The sequence below is a fragment of the Planctomyces sp. SH-PL14 genome, assembly GCF_001610835.1.
Classification (GTDB): Bacteria; Planctomycetota; Planctomycetia; order Planctomycetales; family Planctomycetaceae; genus Planctomyces_A.
Window position 1 is genome coordinate 6,794,182 of sequence record NZ_CP011270.1, and the last position, 16,895, is coordinate 6,811,076.

The 16,895-nt window shown below is 65.0% G+C and carries 14 protein-coding genes; 7 read left to right on the forward strand and 7 right to left on the reverse strand.

The window, feature by feature from the left end; genetic code table 11:
* Positions 1 to 31: 31 nt before the first annotated feature.
* Both sufC and sufB read left to right on the forward strand, forming a co-directional pair.
* Complete coding sequence (sufC, locus tag VT03_RS26030; protein WP_075095709.1) at positions 32 to 856, forward strand: Fe-S cluster assembly ATPase SufC; 825 nt, start codon at positions 32 to 34, stop codon at positions 854 to 856.
* Between the two features lie 145 nt (positions 857 to 1,001).
* Positions 1,002 to 2,432 (forward strand): Fe-S cluster assembly protein SufB, encoded by a 1,431-nt coding sequence (gene sufB / locus VT03_RS26035; RefSeq protein ID WP_075095710.1) that lies wholly within the window; start codon positions 1,002 to 1,004, stop codon positions 2,430 to 2,432.
* A 162-nt stretch (positions 2,433 to 2,594) separates the two neighbouring features.
* On the opposite strand, the gene VT03_RS26040 is transcribed toward sufB, so the two are convergent.
* From VT03_RS26040 to VT03_RS26055, 4 genes are all read right to left on the reverse strand, one after another.
* Positions 2,595 to 3,731, reverse strand: coding sequence for an MlaD family protein (locus tag VT03_RS26040; RefSeq protein ID WP_075095711.1), 1,137 nt, complete (start codon positions 3,729 to 3,731; stop codon positions 2,595 to 2,597).
* Between the two features lie 68 nt (positions 3,732 to 3,799).
* Entirely contained in the window at positions 3,800 to 4,603 is an 804-nt protein-coding gene (locus VT03_RS26045) for an ABC transporter ATP-binding protein (RefSeq protein WP_075095712.1), read from the reverse strand.
* A gap of 107 nt (positions 4,604 to 4,710) precedes the next feature.
* Complete coding sequence (locus VT03_RS26050) at positions 4,711 to 5,547, reverse strand: MlaE family ABC transporter permease (RefSeq protein ID WP_075095713.1); 837 nt, start codon at positions 5,545 to 5,547, stop codon at positions 4,711 to 4,713.
* A 139-nt stretch (positions 5,548 to 5,686) separates the two neighbouring features.
* Positions 5,687 to 6,862 carry a serine hydrolase domain-containing protein gene (locus VT03_RS26055; RefSeq protein ID WP_075095714.1) on the reverse strand — a complete coding sequence of 392 codons (1,176 nt, stop codon included), beginning with the start codon at positions 6,860 to 6,862 and terminating at the stop codon, positions 5,687 to 5,689.
* 505 nt (positions 6,863 to 7,367) lie between these two features.
* On the opposite strand from VT03_RS26055, the gene VT03_RS26060 reads away from it, so the two are divergent.
* Positions 7,368 to 8,252, forward strand: coding sequence for an RAD55 family ATPase (locus tag VT03_RS26060; protein WP_075095715.1), 885 nt, complete (start codon positions 7,368 to 7,370; stop codon positions 8,250 to 8,252).
* A gap of 53 nt (positions 8,253 to 8,305) precedes the next feature.
* On the opposite strand, the gene VT03_RS26065 is transcribed toward VT03_RS26060, so the two are convergent.
* Both VT03_RS26065 and VT03_RS26070 read right to left on the reverse strand, forming a co-directional pair.
* Positions 8,306 to 9,253 carry a HEAT repeat domain-containing protein gene (locus VT03_RS26065; protein WP_075095716.1) on the reverse strand — a complete coding sequence of 316 codons (948 nt, stop codon included), beginning with the start codon at positions 9,251 to 9,253 and terminating at the stop codon, positions 8,306 to 8,308.
* 86 nt (positions 9,254 to 9,339) lie between these two features.
* Entirely contained in the window at positions 9,340 to 11,067 is a 1,728-nt protein-coding gene (locus VT03_RS26070) for a response regulator (RefSeq protein ID WP_075095717.1), read from the reverse strand.
* Positions 11,068 to 11,615: 548 nt separating this feature from the next.
* Here VT03_RS26070 and VT03_RS26075 point away from each other — a divergent pair.
* Positions 11,616 to 12,794: a hypothetical protein gene (locus VT03_RS26075; protein ID WP_075095718.1), complete on the forward strand. Its 1,179-nt coding sequence runs from the start codon at positions 11,616 to 11,618 to the stop codon at positions 12,792 to 12,794.
* Between the two features lie 15 nt (positions 12,795 to 12,809).
* Here the strand turns inward: VT03_RS26075 and VT03_RS26080 are convergent, their stop codons facing one another.
* Positions 12,810 to 13,931 carry a serine hydrolase domain-containing protein gene (locus tag VT03_RS26080; protein WP_075095719.1) on the reverse strand — a complete coding sequence of 374 codons (1,122 nt, stop codon included), beginning with the start codon at positions 13,929 to 13,931 and terminating at the stop codon, positions 12,810 to 12,812.
* Positions 13,932 to 14,533: 602 nt separating this feature from the next.
* On the opposite strand from VT03_RS26080, the gene VT03_RS26085 reads away from it, so the two are divergent.
* The 3 genes from VT03_RS26085 to VT03_RS26095 are packed head-to-tail and all read left to right on the forward strand — an operon-like array spanning position 14,534 to position 16,860.
* On the forward strand, positions 14,534 to 15,127 hold the full coding sequence (locus VT03_RS26085; protein WP_075095720.1) for an RNA polymerase sigma factor: 594 nt from the start codon (positions 14,534 to 14,536) through the stop codon (positions 15,125 to 15,127).
* 7 nt (positions 15,128 to 15,134) lie between these two features.
* Positions 15,135 to 15,653 (forward strand): hypothetical protein, encoded by a 519-nt coding sequence (locus VT03_RS26090; protein WP_075095721.1) that lies wholly within the window; start codon positions 15,135 to 15,137, stop codon positions 15,651 to 15,653.
* Entirely contained in the window at positions 15,640 to 16,860 is a 1,221-nt protein-coding gene (locus VT03_RS26095; RefSeq protein ID WP_156514761.1) for a DUF3106 domain-containing protein, read from the forward strand. Before VT03_RS26090 ends, VT03_RS26095 begins: the two co-directional genes overlap by 14 nt.
* The last annotated feature ends 35 nt before the right edge of the window (positions 16,861 to 16,895 follow it).

Here is a 16,895-nt window from a genome sequence, read left to right on the forward strand (position 1 = left end):
CGCTGTCCGATTGAGATTTTTTCAGGCCTCCATGTCCATCGAACTCAAGATCACGAACCTTCACGTTTCGGTCGGCGACGTACCGATCCTCAAGGGAGTCAACCTGACGATCCGTCAGGGAGAGATCCACGCCCTGATGGGGACGAACGGCTCCGGGAAGAGCACGCTGGCCTACACGCTCGCCGGCCACCCGAAGTACGAAGTGACCGACGGGACGATCGAACTCGGTGGCCAGGACATCGGCGAACTCGACCCGTGTGAACGAGCCCGCCTGGGGATGTTCCTCGCCTTCCAGTACCCGGTGACGATTCCGGGCGTGAAGGTCGCCGACTTCCTCCGCCACGCGATCACGAACATCCGCAACCCCGCCCGCAAGGAAGGGGAAGAGCTGATGCCGATGCGCGAGTTCCGGCAGGAGCTCCGCAAGACGATGGAAGAGCTCGACATCCGCGAGGACTTTGCCCGCCGTTACCTGAACGAAGGGTTTTCGGGCGGTGAGAAGAAGCGGATGGAGATCCTCCAGCTCGCGATGCTCAAACCGAAGTTTGCTATCCTCGACGAGACCGACTCAGGTCTCGACAGCGACGCCGTCCGCGTCGTGAGCGAAGGTCTGGCCAAGCTCTCGGGTCCGCAGATGGGTGTCCTGATCATCACCCACCACGAGCGGCTCCTCGAGTTCAATCGCCCGCAGTTCACGCACATCATGATGGCTGGCCGGATCGTCGAAACCGGCGATGCCCAGCTGGCCCACGATATCCACGCCAACGGCTACGCCGCCGTCCGCGCCCGCCATCCGGACGCGAGTGCCGAAGAAGATGCCGCCAGGGAGCGGAAGCCGCTGACCGGCGCCAAGTAGACCGCCTGTCGCGTGATTCCGATCGTCCCGTTGTTTGAGTCTGTTTGAAACAAGCCGGAGTCCAGTGCCCTCGGGCACTGAGGATTCCGTGAGTGAACAAAAGTCCCAACCACCGCGGCTTTCCACCGCGAGGAGTTGAAGAGAGATGATTGAAGCAATCCTGAACGAAGAAGCTCCTGAGAAGGCCGACGTCCAGATCGGCGAGTACCAGTACGGCTTCCACGATCCGACCGACAAGTACACCTTCATGTCCCGCAAGGGGCTGGACCGGGAGATCGTCGGCCAGATCTCCGAGATGAAGGGGGAACCGGACTGGATGCGCCAGTTCCGGCTCGACTCGCTGGAAGAGTTCTTCCGCCGCCCGATGCCCTTCTGGGGCGGCGATATGTCCGGCCTCAACTTCCAGGACATCTACTACTACGTCAAGGCGTCCGACCGGCAGGGAAAGACCTGGGACGACGTTCCGGACGACATCCGGAAGACCTACGACCGCCTGGGGATCCCGGAAGCCGAGAAGAAGTACCTCGCCGGGGTGAAGGCCCAGTACGAGTCGGAAGTCATCTACGGCTCGCTGCAGGAAGACCTCGCCAAGCAGGGAGTGCTCTTCACCGACACCGACTCGGCGCTCAAGGAGCATCCCGAAATCTTCCGCGAGCACTTCGGCAAGGTCATCCCGCCGAACGACAACAAGTTCGCCGCGCTGAACTCGGCCGTCTGGTCGGGGGGATCGTTCATCTACGTCCCGAAGGGTGTGAAGATCGACTTCCCGTTGCAGGCCTACTTCCGCATCAACACCCAGAACATGGGGCAGTTCGAGCGGACGCTGATCATCGTCGACGAAGGGGCCTCGGTGCACTACGTCGAAGGCTGCACCGCCCCGACCTACAGCAGCGACTCGCTCCACTCGGCGGTCGTTGAGATCATCGTGAAGCGGGGCGGCCGCTGCCGCTATACGACGATCCAGAACTGGTCCAACAACGTCTACAACCTCGTTACCAAGCGGGCGATGGCGTACGGCGATTCACTCATGGAGTGGATCGACGGCAACCTCGGCTCGAAGCTGACCATGAAGTATCCGGCCATCTACCTGATGGAGCCCGGGGCCCGCGGCGAGACGCTGTCGATCGCCTTCGCCGGCGATGGCCAGCACCAGGACGCGGGGGCCAAGATGGTCCACTGTGCTCCGCACACCTCGAGCCGCATCATCTCGAAGTCGATCAGCAAGAACGGCGGTCGCTCGAGCTACCGCGGGCTGGTTAAGGTTCAGAAGGGGGCCCACGACTGCAAGAGCAACGTCGTGTGCGACGCCCTGATCCTCGACCCGCAGAGCCGGAGCGACACCTACCCATACATCGAGGTCGAAGAGGAAGAAGTCGCGATCGAGCACGAGGCTTCGGTCTCCAAGATCGCGGAAGACCAGCTCCTCTATCTCATGAGCCGCGGCCTGACGGAAGCCGAAGCGAGCGCCATGATCGTCACCGGTTTCATCGAGCCGCTCGTCAAGGAGCTGCCGATGGAGTACGCGGTCGAGATGAACCGCCTCATCGAGCTCCAGATGGAAGGAAGCGTCGGATAGTTTTCCGATCTTCCGGCACAACCAGTTTTCCAGAGCAGCGGCGGACGATGTTCGCCGCTGTTTATTTGTAGACGTGCCGCCGTTCCGACTGATTGCCGCTGTCCCGACCTATCAGCAGGGGGCCGGGCGATGGACGACGTCCCGGCGAGTCTGAGAACAGGATCAGTCCTTGGCGGACGAGTTGTACCCCGTCTGCCGGATGCCCCCTTCGTCCGCGTCCTTGATGCCGGAGCTCCCTTTCATCGCTCCGCTCACTCCCAGGATCTCCGGGTGCCGGGCGATCCGGTCGCTGAAGATCCGGGCGTCGGCGATGATCGGCTCGAGGTTCCCCAGCAGCGTCGTGAGGGCCGCGGTCGAGCGGTTCAGGTTGTTGTAGAGATCGGGGTTCTTGGCGAACTGCTGGAGCGTGCCGTTCTCCGTGTTGAGGTTCTTGGAGAACATGTTGAGCTCGGTCAGCAGGGCCTCGAGCTGGCCGAGGCTGCCGTCGAGCTTGGCGACCATCGCCTCGCTCTGCTTGGCGAGCGGGTCGGTAGCCGAGTTGATTTTGTCGAGGTTCTCGCTGACCTTCTGGACCGAGGCCCGCGTCAGGGCGATCGTCTGCTGCGTCTCCTGCACGATCGCCGGGAGGGCCGCGATCGTCCGCTTGAGGTCTTGCTGGACCTGCGGATCGCCAAGGAGCGAGTTGGCGGAGGTCAGGGTTTCGTTGGCGGCCTTCATCGTGCTCGCGAACGATTCAAGTCCCGCCGCGGCCCGCTCGATGACTTCGTCGAGTTTTCCCTCTTTCGTCTCCATCAGGGCGTTCAGGTTCTTTCCGACCGACCGCCACTCTTCGCTCGTGTCGTTGAACGAACTGAGGGTCTTGCTGACCGTCACTTCCAGCTTGGCCAGCGAGGCGAGCGGATCGACGGGAGCCAGGCCGCGAAGCTTCTTGTTCGGCGGAATGAACTCGCGACTCGTCCCCGGCGTGAACTCGATCGTCGCATCGCCGAAGAGCGAACGGGTCAGCGCCGCCCGGGAGTCCTTCCGGAGCTTCCGTTCGGCGTAGATATCGACGATGCAGATGACCCCCGGCTCCTCTTCGCTGATGACGACGTCCCGCACCGATCCGATCGGCAGGCCGTTGAGCTGGACCGGGCTGCCGGGGCGGACGCCGGGCGCCTCTTCGAACTGGATCGCGAGGGCGTAGGTCTCCTGCCAGTACTTCTGGATGTTCCCGAACTGCAGGATCAGGATCACGCCGCAGAACAGCGTAATCAGGACGAACATCCCGACGCGGAACTGGAGTTTCTGTTCGTTCATGGGGAGTTTTTCAGTCGTCAGTTTTCAGTCGGGATCGTGCGAGCCTGAGGGCGATCGGACGTGGGACCTCAGGCGGCGGCGAGCTCCGTCAGCCGGTCGCGGGCTTCTCCGCGGATAAACTGGGAGACGCGGGGGTCGGGGGCGTCGAATGCTTCTTCGGCGGTCCCTTCGAAAATGATCTGCGGCTCGTGGGCCGGAAGGCGGGCCAGGGGATAGAACATGACCACCCGGTCGGCGACCTTCCGGACGGTGTGCATGTCGTGCGTGATGACGAGGCTCGTCATGTTCCGCGTCTGCTTTGTCTGCAGGATCAGCTCGTTGATGACGTCGCTCATGATCGGATCGAGCCCGGTCGTCGGCTCGTCGTAGAGCATCACTTCGGGATCCATCGCCAGAGCGCGGGCCAGGGCGACCCGCTTCCGCATCCCGCCCGAGAGCTCGGCCGGCTTCTTCTGGGCAATCATTCCCAGGCTGAGCCCGACATCGCGGAGCCGCTCGCGGACAATCTGCTCGACTTGGTCTTCGGGGGTTCGCGTGTTCTGCCGCAGGCCGAAGGCCACGTTTTCGAAGACCGTCAGGCTGTCGAAGAGGGCTCCTCCCTGGAACAGGTAGCCGAAGCGGAGCCGTTCCTTGTTGATCTTGCGGGCAGAGAGGGTCTTGAGCGGGCGGCCGTCCCACAGGACCGTCCCCCGGCTCGGCTCGAGGAGCTGCATCAGCAGCTTGAGCGTCACGCTCTTGCCGCAACCGCTCTCGCCGATCACGACGAGCGTTTCCCCCCGGTGGACCTCCAGGCTGATCTCGCGCAGCACCGCCTGCGACCCGAACGAGCGGGAGACGTTCTGCAGTTCAAGGAGGGGAGGGGGATCGTCCATGATCGGGGAGGAGTTGTCGGTTTTCAGTCTTCAGTTGTCAGCCAGGCGATTGGAAGGCTGCGTCTCTCTCTGGCTGACAACTGAAAACTGACGACTGAAAACTCCCTTCACATTGCCGCGTTGATCCGCGGCCAGAGGATGTAGTACAGGTTCATGAACAGCGCGCCGAGCGCGAAGTCCAGGACGAGGATCGTGACGAAGGAGTAGACGAACGACTCCGTCGCCGCCTTGCCGACTCCTTCCGCTCCGGCCGATGAGTGAAAACCCCGGTGGCAGGCGATGACTGAGATCCCGCAGCCGAAGAAGAGGCTCTTGATGAGGCCGGTGATGACGTCGTAGGGGGCGACGTACCGCTTCGAGTGATACCAGTAGAAGAAGCTGTCGACCCCCAGCACCTGCGTGCTGAAGAGCCACCCCATGAAGATCCCGATACAATCCCCCACGACGGTCAGCAGGGGAATCAGCAGGACGCAGGCGACGAACCGCGGGACCACGAGGTAGGCGATCGGGTTGGCGCCGAGCGCCGTGAGGGCGTCGATCTGCTCGGTGACCCGCATCGTCCCCAACTCGGCCGCCATGGCGCTGCCGACCCGTCCGGCGAGCATGATCGCCGCCAGCACGGGGCCGAGCTCTTTGACGAGCGTGATGTTCACGACGGTTCCGAGCTGGTTCTCCATGTGCATCATGGCGAACTGGTCATAGGCCTGAATCGCCAGGACCATCCCGATGAAGCCTCCCGTGATGCAGACCACGGAGACGCTCTGGACGCCGACGAAGTACAGGACCGACCAGAAGGTGTGCCCACGCGGCCAGCGGACGAGCAGCCAGGAGAGCATCCGCAGGCCGAAGAGGACGATGTCCCCCACCAGTCGGACCGTATCGATGACGATCCGCCCGAGGGCGTGGACAAACGTGTCCCGCGGAGGCTGGGCGACTGCGGACATGGAGTCAGACAATGGAGGGCTTCGGGCGAGTCGGGGCGGAGACTACCGCCATTCGCCGAACGCAGCTACGGCAGTTTGAGCCGGAAGACTGGAAGGGGCAGGGGAGATTGGGAGGACTGGGAGGAGTCTTGGCGGACCTTCAGGCAGACGGTAGAAGAGTGTTGATCACGTCGACGGCCACGTCGTCGACCGCCTGCTTCGCCTTGTCGCCCCCTTGGTTGGTCAGCGTGCCAATGGCCAGCCGCCGTTCCGGAGCGAGCCAGACGACGGCGTAGTTCATGTTGTTCGTCCCGGCGTGGTTGTAGACGCGTCGCGACGGGCCGGCCCAGCGGCGTTCCGACCGGAACCAGCCGAATCCGCTCTCGCCCCCATAAGGCGCGCTGTGCAGCCGCTCCCACGACTCACGGGAGAGCAGGGGAGCGAGGCCCTGTTCGCCGTCGACGTGGGCCATCAGGTAGCGGCCCCAGTCGGCGGGGGTGCAGTGGACGGTCCCGCCGGGGCCGAGGACCGCGGGGTTGTCCGACCGCGGCCCCGGTTCGATGGGGGTCACCTTGTCGTCGATGATCCGGTGCTGCCACGGCTGGTCGATCTTTCCGGCCCGGCCCATCGCGCCGTAGCCGAGCGACGCCATCTGCAGCGGCTGGGCGATCCGCTCTTTGAGGAGCCGCTCCCATTCCTGTCCGAGCACGCTCTCCAGCATGTGTCCGGCGATCGTGTAGTTCAGGTTGGAGTAGGCGAACTGCGAGCCCGGCTTCGACTCCGGAGCCTCGGTCAGGATGAGCTGGCAGAACCGCCGCCGCTGCTCGCGCGGCGAACCCTTGAGCGTGCCGTTTTCATAGAGCTGGCCCAGCGTCGTCCCTTCAGGGCTGTTGCGGACGGTCACCCCGGACCAGTGACAGCAGAGCTGGCTGAGCGTGACCGGCTTCAGGTCGTCGTGAATCTTGGGAACCGCCTTGGCGAGGACGTCGGCGATCGTCGTCTCCCAGGTGATCCGCTTCTGTTCGACGCAGATCGCGGCCAGCGTTGCCGTCAGCGACTTCGTGCAGGATCCGAGATGGAACTGGTCCTTGTCGGTTACGGGCGTCGGATCCCCGAGCTTTCGAACTCCGGTCGCTCCGACAGCGAACAGCTTTCCCTGGAGGACGATGACTGAGGCGAGGGCCGGCAACTCGTGTTTCGTCCGCACGCGTTCCAGGATCGCCTTCAGGGCGACGGTCGGATCTTCAGCGGCCTCCGCACGGCGTCCCGCGGAGAGCAGGGCACCGCCGGCCCAGGCGGTCAGCAGAGTCTGGAGGTAGTGGCGGCGAGTCGGCATTGGTCTCTCCCTTCGTCCCTTCCGTTGGGGCGATGAAGAAGATTCTGCCAAACGGCGCGAGTCTTCGCATTCCCGTGCGTGTCGTGCAGCGTCCTTGCCGGCACGGCGCTGATAGCTCAAACCCAACGTGCCAGGGCAGCCTGGGGTCAAGGGGGCCACGCCCCCTTGCCGCCGGAGGCACACCTGTGAGGAACCGTGGCAAGCAACGGGCGTTCCCTTTGTGGGACCGGCGATGAGGACTCGACGCTCGTCCTGCAATCCCCGCGGGTTGGTGAGGGGGCATACGACACGGTGTCCGCGTTTGGATACGCGCTCCTTCAGATATCTCTCGACGAGAGGGCCTCCGGCGGGCAAAGGGGCCTTGCCCCTCTGCACTCCCCACCAGGGTGCCCCTGGACCCGATGAACTGGCCCACCTCGGGGCCAATTCCACCAGGTGGCGGTTCTCAACCGGGGAGTGGTTCGTCAAACTTTCTGTTTTCATTGCCCGCAATCTTTGACTTCCCATGCCCGCACCGCAGCGCCTCTCCACCGGCATCCCTCGCCTCGACGACCTCCTCGACGGCGGCCTCCTTCCCGGGACCCTCGCCGTGATCCTGGGAGCGACCGGCATCGGCAAGACGCAGCTCGGAATCCAGTTCCTGAACGCCGGCCTGAAACAGGAAGGCGAACGCGGCGTCCTGTTCGACCTGACGTCGCGGGGAGACTCCCAGAACCACGCCGACTACGCCGAGCGGATCGCCGACTGGGCTCTCCGCGAGATGCCGAGCAACCTCTACGCCCCGCCCGAACGCCTCTGGGAACGGGACCGGGCGCGGTTCGACTCCGCCCACCTCTTCAACCGGGCCGGACGGCGGGTGACCATGTCCGACCTCGACGAAGACGCCCAGCGGGAATGGAAAGTCGAGCTGAACCGGAAGCTCGAACAGACGATCGCCTTCTTCTACGGCAACTTCATCCACGGCGCCCGCCGCTGCCTCATCGACGGCGTCGAGCCAAGCGACCGGGCCAGCGACTCGTTCCAGTTCGAGCTGTTCGAGTACATCTATCACCAGATCTTCCGCAAGGAAGCGGAGTGGGTCGCCCGCGACCTGTTCCGGGCCCACTACCGTGAGCACGCCGAAGCGGTCGCCCGCCACAGCTACGACAACGAGTCGCTCGGCTGCGCGATCCTCTGCACGTCGCACGAAGTCATGCTGGAGGATCTTCTTTCGCGGCGGATCGAAACCGGTGACGTCCTGTCGAACGCGAACACGATCATCCTGATGGGGAAGATCCGCGAGGGGACGAAGATGGGGCGGGCGCTGTACGTCGCCAAGCACCGCGGCAGCAAGTGCTCTGAGGAGATCGTCCCGTACCAGATCACCGACCAGGGGATCGAACTGCTGTAGAACCCGACCGCGGGCGATTGCCGACCGCAACTCTCGGATTTCAGCCGGCCCCGTCAGCGGGGCGGCGGGAGCAACCCGGAGTTGGAGAGGGCGAGCCGGACCTCGTCTTCGGGGTCGTCCGCCAGAGTTCGCACAACGTTCTGCAGCCCCGCTTCGTCGAGCGGCCGTTTGATCCCTTCGATCTCCTTGCGCAGGGCCGCGATCGTCCGGATGCTCTGGCTGCGGATCTCGGGCGTCGGGTGCTGGCACCCCTTGAGCAGGGCTCGGCTGAGCTCCACCGGTTGTGACCGGGCCTCCTGTTTCAGGAGCCCGACCAGGGAAGCGGCCTGGAGATTCCGGATCGCCTGCTGCTGGTTCTCCGCCTTCGCTGCATCTCCCTCGACCGGCCGATAGGCCGCGATCGAGCGAAGGCAGAACAGAGTGAACCGCTCGACGTTCTTTGTAACGTGCCACAGCGCGATCTCGGCGTTGTTTGCCACCTGCCAGTCCGGATCGTCGGCCAGTTCCTGCATGATGCGGACAACTTCGGGCGCGTTGCCCCCGGCCACTTTCAGGAGATGAGGGGCGTTGCTTCGCAGGTTGCGATCGGGACTTCGCGCGGCCTTCTTGAAGATGACCAGTGAGCCCTCTGGGTATTCGGAGAAGATCCCGCCGTAGGTGGACGCCGCCAGCCGGACGTCCGCATCAGAATCGTTGAGCATTTCTACGAGGGCGAGCGGGCAGGGCTGCTTCTGGAGGTAGAGAATGGACCCCAGGGCGGCGACCGCCTCCTCCCGCACCTTCGCCTCCTTGTCCCTCAGGCAACTCAGAATTGCCGGCACCGCGGAAAGCGTCTGCGGGTCTTTGGCGATCCCGCGGATGGCCACCAGGGCGGCCGTCCGCTCGGAACTCTTCCCGGGTTGTTGGACAGCTCGGATCCATTCCTCCAGCTCAGCGGAGGCCCGGCCGGCCGACAGAATCACCGCCGCAGCCGCCAGCACTTGGAAGATGTACCCCCGCATGCGGACTCCCCCCAACACCGATGGACGGCATCAGCCCCCTCGTTGCCCGGGCCGCGAATGCCGTCGACAGCCAACCGCGCCGAGTCTCAATTCAGCGCCGGAGCCGCCCGGTGGACACCGCTGTTTCCACTGGGATTGCCGCCGGCCTGCTCGACCGCCTTCACGAGCTGGTCCATCCGGAACGGTTTGTAGATCACCGAGCGGAGGCCCATCTGCCGGGCTTTGACGATCGAATGGTTGGCGTCGTAGCCGAAGCCCGCCATCAGGATCACTTCCACGCGGCTGTCGATCTCCAGCACCTTCTGGAAGAACTCGGAGCCCTTCAGGTCGGGAAGCCGGATGTCCGCTACGACCGCGTCGTAGCGGTGCGTCCGGATCATCATCAGAGCCTCTTCGCCGTTGTGAGCCGTCTCGACGCTGACCCCGAAGCGGCCCAGGATCTCGTGGGCGGAGCGGCGGATTTCCTTGTCGGAGTCGACGATCAGGACCCGCATGTGCCGCAGCTTGGGGGACTGGAACTGGTTCATCAGCCCCGCGCCCCCTCCCTTGGCGACACCGTTTCCAGCGACATCTCCCGCCTTGCGGATCGAGTCCCGGATCTCGCGCGTGTGCTTCAGAATGTTCTGCAGGCGGCTGACTGCGGCGGGGAGTTTCTCGCCGAACTTGTCGAGGATGTAGGTCGCGTCGTTGAGGATCTCGTCGACCGGGTCGGCCACCTCGCACAGCATCTGCTTTGTGCTGTTGGCCGCCGTGGTCACCTTTTCGGCGACCAGCAACTCAAGCGTGTTGAGCGCGACCGCGACCTCGCGGGAGAACAGTTCCAGGAACCGCAGGTCGCTTTCCGAGAACGCGTCCGGTTTCGTGCTCTCGACGTTGAACGTCCCGAGGACCTGATCGTGCAGCACCAGTGGGACAGTGAGCGAGCTGCGGGCTCCGGGAGCGCCGGGAAGGTAGTGGCAGTCCCGCTGCGTATCCATGCAGAGGTAGCTCTGGCCGGTCGTTGCAACAAAGCCGGTGACGCCGTTTTCTTCCGGCAGGGCTTTCAGCTCCCGCTGTGCCGCGGTCCCCATCCCGACGGAGAGGAGCGGCGTCAGGATTCCCGTCTCTTCGTTGAGGAGCCGGATTTCGACCGTCTCGAACTTCAGCAGATCCTGGGTGTAGCGGAGGATCTTGTCCTTCAGCAGCTCGACCCGGTCCTCCACCGAGAGGTCGACCACCTCCTCGGGCTGGAGATCGCCCAGCTCGAATCCGGCGGCGTAGATCGCTTCGATCTTCTGGCGGGCCGACCAGGAGGCCGTGACGTCGTGGACCACCGCCAGCAGGAGCGCCGGTCCGGCGCAGGCCGATTCTGAGACCGGTTTGACTTCGATCGTCAGGAAGGTGGAATCGCTCGACTTGAGCGTCGCCGAGGCGAGCTGGTTGGACTGAAGGGCGGCCTGGACCGGCGAGTACTCGCCCGGCAGGAACTCGTAGCCGGAAAGGGTGTCGAACAGCCCCTTGCCGACGACATCCTGTTCCGCCCGGGTCAGCTCGCGGAACTGGCCGTTGGCCCACAGGATGTTCCCCTGCGGGTCGAGGACGGCGATCCCCTGCGGCAGCTCCCGCAGGATTCCGCCGGCCTCCAGGAGCAGCTCGCTCGAGGCGATTCCTTCGTTGAGGACGCAGAAACCGTGGATTCCGCCGGACTGGAGGGCGGTGATCGCTTCGCGGAGGGTGTGGACCGCCCGGACGTCGCAATGCCGCGACAGCCCCGCCACGACGTCGTCGAGGCAGGCGTCCGATCGGCCGTAGACCAGGAATTGGGGGCGGGACATGGGATGGACTTTGGTCGAATGACGTTCGCGTCTCCGTCCCCGAAATCGGCTAGCAACGTCTGCGCCAGGATAGGGGCGGAAAACGGGCAGCCCCTGCCCGGAAACGCTGACGGTCGATGGATGGGACGACTTGCCGCGAAGATGCGGGGGAATTCTAGGCGCCGACCGGGAAGACCAGCAACAGGCGTTTAGCGCATAGGGGTATCATCTCTTGACAGTGGGGGGCGCAGTTCGGCGTTATTCGGGGAGAGCGAACGCGTTTCGACGCGCCTCCGCCGGGCAGGACCGGGGTGTTAAACACCAAGGCACCGAGATCCTCAAAGGCCACAGAAGACCCTTGGTGTTCTTCGTGCCTCCTTGGTGTCTTGGTGTTTAACTCTTCTTCGGCCTGCGGAACGGTCTCGCCCGGTCCGGCGGCCGGGAGTACACTGGAAATGGATCGAGCAGGACGGCTCGTGATCCGAAGTTCTGGCAGGCCGAAGATCGCCGCGTGCTCGCGGCCCCTCGGGTCCGGCAGGACGGCGAGTGCGACGCGGGGAGGCGGTGAGATGGGGATCAGTCGCCGATCATGGCTTTCGGCCGCCCTCCTGGCAGGGGCGACCCTGACGTTGTCTTCGGCCCGCGGAGAGAGTCCGGAACAGGTGATCCGGCAACTCGGCGCCGGACGCTTTTCCGACCGCTACGCCGCCGAGCGAAAGATCCTCGACAATCCCGAAGGGCTGTTCCCCGCGCTCCAGGCGGGGGCGGAATCGAAGGACCCGGAGCTCCAGGCCCGGGCCTCGCGTCTGCTGAAGATCGTGCAGCGGCGGGTGCTGGAACGGCAGTTCGAGCGGTTCCGGGAGACGGGGGACCGGCAGTTCATTCCCGCCGGATGGGAGCGGTTCTCGGAGGTGGTCGGCCACTCGGACGGCGCGCTCGCCCTCTACCTGGCGATGTTCCTCGCGCATCCGGACGCGATGGCGGACGCCGCCGCCGGAAACGTGCCGCTCCAGGGTACGCTTCAAAAAGTCCTCGCCGATCTGGGGCCCTGGCAGCAGGATTCGCGGCATTTCGACGTCGTGACCTTTGCGACGATCCTGTATCTCTCTTCGTCGCCCCAGTGCCGCGTCGACCGGACGTCGCAGCAGGGGGTCGGCAGCCTTCTGGGGCTGAATCCGACCCAGTCGGCCATCCTTCACGGCGACTATCACGAGGAGCTTCAGCGGCTCCTGGGGCAGTGGATCAAGCGACCCGACGCGGCGCCGCCGGAGAGTCGCTTCCACTGGGCGGAGCGATACGACCTGGAAGAGATCCTTGTCCCGGCCCTCGAGATGGTCTCCGCCGTTTCGGAAGGGCGGGGGGACAAGAACACGATCGTGGCCCAGGCGATCCTGAGCGTCGCCCGCCGCGGGGATGTCGACCACCTGGAAGTCCTGGAGCCTCTGCTCGAAGACTCGACGCGTTTCTACGAGCGAAGCAACACGACGAATGGACAGCGGGTCCACGTGACGACCGAGATCCGGGATGTCGCCCTGCTGGCGGCGATTCATCTCACGAAGCAGTCGCCGGCCGCCTTCGGCTTCGAGCCACTCCGCAGCGACAAATTCCTCTACATGCCGGAAACGGCGGGCTTCAAGACGCCGGAGGCCCGCGATCTGGCCTTCAAAAAGTGGGAGACCTGGAAGCGGCTGCACTGGCAGGGGCTCAACATGGCTCCCGTGCAGGCGATTGAGGGGGAATCGCTGTAGAGCCGCTGTCAGCGGTCAGGCACCGCTGAGTCCGAGCTCCTCGTAGAGCGTCGTCAGCATGATCCGGAAACGCTTGTTGTGCGCCGGTTCGCCGGGGCAGCCGTTCGCGACGGCGGCGACCGCCAACCCGTGGGTTGGGTCAGCGAACCCGATCGACGACTGAGCGCCGCCGTGGCCGAAGGCCCGATCCGAGCTGTGCCTGCCGAACCCGTACGGGACGGTGTCCGGCCCGTAGCGGTTCGAGTTGACGATGACCCCCAGGCCGAAGTCGACCCGGTGCTTGAACGTCTGATCGAAGCGGTCCTCGCGGTGCCGCTGCGTCATCAGGGTGACGGTTTCCGGAGCGAGGATCTGCCGTTCTCCGGCGCGGCCGCCTGCCAGCAGCATCTCATAAAACCGCCCGAGCTCCCGGGCTGGTCCGCGACAGCTCCCGCCGGGGGAGGGGGCGCGGCAGACGTCTTCCTGATGTCCGTGGGTGGCGTGGAGCGAGCCGTCCTTCACCGAGTACATGACGCCGATCCGGTCGCCGTAGGCCCGGTGGATCTGCTTGGGGATTGCCATCCACGAGTCGGTCATCCCCAGCGGTTCGAGGATCTCTTCCCGGACGACATGCTCGATGTCCCGGCCTTCGATCCGGCGGACGATCTCTCCGAGGAGGAACCAGGTCCGGGCCGGGTCGTAGGCGGCGCTCTCTCCGACGACAAAGCCGTCCTGGATCCCCGCTTCGCAGACCCGCTGGACGATCGAATCCCACGGCTGGTGCGGCCATCCGGAGAGGACGGGCTCCAGCCCGGCGGTGTGTGTGAGGAGGTGGCGGAGGGTGATCCGCTCCTTGCCTCGCGTGCCGAATTCCGGGACGTATTCCGCCGCCGCGGTGTCGAGATCGACGAGTCCCCGCTCGACCAGCCGCATGACCGCGACGGCCGTCACCGGCTTACCGGAGGAGAGCCAGAGCATGAGCGTGCGGGAGTCGAACGGGCGGGGTTTTCCGTCGACCTCACCGCCGGTTCCAATCGCGTCGTCGGCGATCGTCTCCCCATTCCGTGAGACGTAGAGCTGGATCCCGTGGTGCCACCCTTTCTCGACGCCGTTGAGAATTGTTTGAACAGTTCGGGGGAGGCGGTCCGCGAGCGACATGGTTCCAACCGGGGGATAAGGACACTGTCGCTGAATGTCGAATGGGGCCGGGGGCGTGTCAATGGGGTGCGGGTTTCTCATCGCGCCGGCTCGAACCGCGTCCATGCCGGCACGACGTCCATAGCTCAAACCCAACGTGCCACGGTCGCTGGGGTCAAGGGGGTCTCACCCCCTTGCCGCCGGAGGCACTTCCATGAGGAACCTTGGTACACAACGGACGTCCCTTTTGTGGGACCGGCGTTGACGACTCACAGCTCGCTTTGCAATCCCCGCGAGTTAGGTGAGGGGGCATCCGGTACGTTGTCCGCGCTTGGACACGTGCTCCTTCAGACATCTCTCGACGGCCAGGCCTCCGGCAGGCAAGGGGGCGTCGCCCCCTTGCATCCCCCACCAGGGTGCCCCTGGACCCGGTCGGTGGACGATGCTGAGTTCCTCCCGGTTGGTACCGCGTCCAACACCGCGATATCATCTGGAAACGGTCCAGGCCGGAATCCGACGGAACTTCTTGTCCGTCGCGGGGTTTGAATCCCCAGACCCTTCCGCACCTGAATCGAGGCATCGTGGGAATCACCTCTTCGGGGACGTGTGTGGTCACAGGGACGATGAGTTCGCCATACCTCAAGGATCCCGACGTCCAGCTCATGCTGCGCGTCAAAAAAGGGGACGAGCAGGCGTTTGGCCAGCTCGTCTCCAACTACCAGGACCGGCTGATCGGCCTCCTGACCAACATGGTCGGAGACCGCGAGACCGCCGAAGACCTGACCCAGGAACTGTTCCTGCGGGTCTACCGGGCCCGCAACGGCTACGAGGCCAACGCCAAGTTCTCCACCTGGGTCTTCAGCATCGCCCACAACCTGGCGAGCAACTCCCGCCGCTCCAAAGGACGCCGCAAGGAGGTCGCCCTGGCCCCCGCCGACTCCGGCGCTCAGTCGACGGGTGTCGAAGCGAACCTCGCGGAAAAGTCCGCCATGATGCCGACCCGGCAACTGGCCAAGAACGAGCTGATGGAACGGGTCCAGGACGCCATCGGCCAGCTCAACGAACGGCAGCGGATGGGACTGCTGCTGCACAAGTTCGAAGGGCTGAGCTACGAAGACATCGGACTGGCGATGGAGATGACCCCGCAGGCGGTCAAGTCGCTGCTGAGCCGGGCCCGCGAACAGCTGCGGGAAGTCCTCGAATCCTATGTGAAGTGAGGACCTGATGAGCCGACTCACCCGCCTCTCGACCGATGAACGCAACAACCTCGTCGCCTACCTCGATGGCGAACTGGAAGACGACGCCACGCAGCGGATCGAGGACGTCCTCAGCCAGAGCCCCGTCGCCCGCAACGACGTGGAACTGCTCGTCAAAACCTACGACCTGCTCGACCTGCTCCCCCGGCCCAAAGCCTCGGCGGAGTTCACGCAGAAGACGATCGCCACGGCCCGCATGACCGAGGTGAAGGTCGACTACACGCAGACGCCGCTCGCCAAAAAACTCCGCAGCCTGATGCCGCTTATGGGAGCCGTAGTGCTCGTGGCGGTGGGGGGCTTCGCCGGGTTCGCTGCGGCGAACCGCTTCGTTCCCCTCGAGTCCGACGTGATGCTCCGCGACCTCCCGATCATCGAGCGGATGGACGAGTACACGGAAGTCGGGGACGTCCAGTTCCTCGACAAGCTGTCGAGCGACGCTCTGCTGCTGCAGGAGGTCCGATCGGAGGTGAGCCGTGAGCGTCGCTAAGGGATTCGCCGTGCTGATGGTGGCGGCTGCCGCGGGAGTGGCGGGCGGAGCGGTCCTGATGCCGCCGGAACGCCCGGATGTCCGCAAGAACTGGGACCGGATCGCCGAGATGTCGCCCTCTGAACGGACGCGTCTCGATCAGAAGTTCCGGGCCTACCAGGCCCTGACGCCCGAGGCCCAGAGCCGGCTCCGGACGCTGTACCGCGCCCTCGAACAGGATCGGCAGACGAAGAACGGCCTCAATACGAGCGCGATGAACGACTATGTGGCCTGGATCTCGACGATCCCGGCCGCCAGCCGGGAACAGCTCTCCGCCACGACGGACCCGGCCGAGCGCATCACGGCGATGCGGACGATCCTGAGCGAGCAGCAGGCCCGCAAGACTCCTGAGCTCGCCGAGATGTCCGGCCCCCTGAAGATCAGCCGGGCCGAGCTGGCGGATGTGATCTCGATTGTGGAGGAGCACGTCCGACCGACGCTCTCGTCCGACGACGAGGCGACTCTCGAGGGCCTGAAGTCGAGACCCGCCGTCTACCGCGACGCCTTCATTGTTACGAAGCTCTCGTCCAAGTTCCCGGCCCAGCCGGATCCGGCCACGCTCCCTCCGCCGTGGTCGCAAGGGTTGTTCGACGACCTGACCCGCCGGGCTCAGAATCCGGGGATCCGGATGATGGTTCAGCAGGCGATGCAGATGCCGCGGGGGCGGTGGGGGATGGCGGTCGGTCTGAACTGGCGGCTCCTCAACGCGGTCCGGCTGGAGTTGCGGCGCGAGCTGATGACCCGTAAGGCGGGCGAAAGCGAACTGGAATCGCACTTCCTCTCGCTCGGCCAGGCGGAGCAGGACCGGCTTTCCCGACTGTCGGCCGACGACTTTCGTTCGGCGCTGCGAATGTCGTTTTTCGGCAAGACCGAGTCGGTGCTCCGCGATTTTCGGACGGAGTACGACCGATTCGACGAGATCACAAAGCGGTGGGCCCCCTTCCAGCGGCGTCCCGACGGTCCGCCGGGACGACCGGAAGGGATGGGACGTCCCGATGGCTTCGGTCCAGGTGACCGTCGTCCGGGGCGGGGAGAGTTTGGCCCGCCGGACGGCCCGCGCGGGGAATTCCGGGGGGGAGAACGCGACCGGTTCCGGCCGGATGACCGACGCCCGCCCGGTGAGAATGGTCCGCCGCCCCGTTCCGAGGATCGACGCCAGAACGACTGAAGTGGCATCTCGCCCGCGGGCGCGCCGCCGAAGTC

What these genes read in the sequence shown, in the direction of transcription:
- VT03_RS26055 (WP_075095714.1), bottom strand. Translation starts at nt 6,862, where the DNA reads ATGCCGACTCGCCGCCACTACCTCCAGACTCTGCTGACCGCCTGGGCC.
- VT03_RS26045 (WP_075095712.1), bottom strand. Translation starts at nt 4,603, where the DNA reads ATGGACGATCCCCCTCCCCTCCTTGAACTGCAGAACGTCTCCCGCTCG.
- VT03_RS26050 (WP_075095713.1), bottom strand. Translation starts at nt 5,547, where the DNA reads ATGTCCGCAGTCGCCCAGCCTCCGCGGGACACGTTTGTCCACGCCCTC.
- VT03_RS26090 (WP_075095721.1), top strand. Translation starts at nt 15,135, where the DNA reads ATGAGCCGACTCACCCGCCTCTCGACCGATGAACGCAACAACCTCGTC.
- VT03_RS26060 (WP_075095715.1), top strand. Translation starts at nt 7,368, where the DNA reads ATGCCCGCACCGCAGCGCCTCTCCACCGGCATCCCTCGCCTCGACGAC.
- VT03_RS26085 (WP_075095720.1), top strand. Translation starts at nt 14,534, where the DNA reads ATGAGTTCGCCATACCTCAAGGATCCCGACGTCCAGCTCATGCTGCGC.
- sufC (WP_075095709.1), top strand. Translation starts at nt 32, where the DNA reads ATGTCCATCGAACTCAAGATCACGAACCTTCACGTTTCGGTCGGCGAC.
- VT03_RS26070 (WP_075095717.1), bottom strand. Translation starts at nt 11,067, where the DNA reads ATGTCCCGCCCCCAATTCCTGGTCTACGGCCGATCGGACGCCTGCCTC.
- sufB (WP_075095710.1), top strand. Translation starts at nt 1,002, where the DNA reads ATGATTGAAGCAATCCTGAACGAAGAAGCTCCTGAGAAGGCCGACGTC.
- VT03_RS26065 (WP_075095716.1), bottom strand. Translation starts at nt 9,253, where the DNA reads ATGCGGGGGTACATCTTCCAAGTGCTGGCGGCTGCGGCGGTGATTCTG.
- VT03_RS26040 (WP_075095711.1), bottom strand. Translation starts at nt 3,731, where the DNA reads ATGAACGAACAGAAACTCCAGTTCCGCGTCGGGATGTTCGTCCTGATT.
- VT03_RS26080 (WP_075095719.1), bottom strand. Translation starts at nt 13,931, where the DNA reads ATGTCGCTCGCGGACCGCCTCCCCCGAACTGTTCAAACAATTCTCAAC.
- VT03_RS26075 (WP_075095718.1), top strand. Translation starts at nt 11,616, where the DNA reads ATGGGGATCAGTCGCCGATCATGGCTTTCGGCCGCCCTCCTGGCAGGG.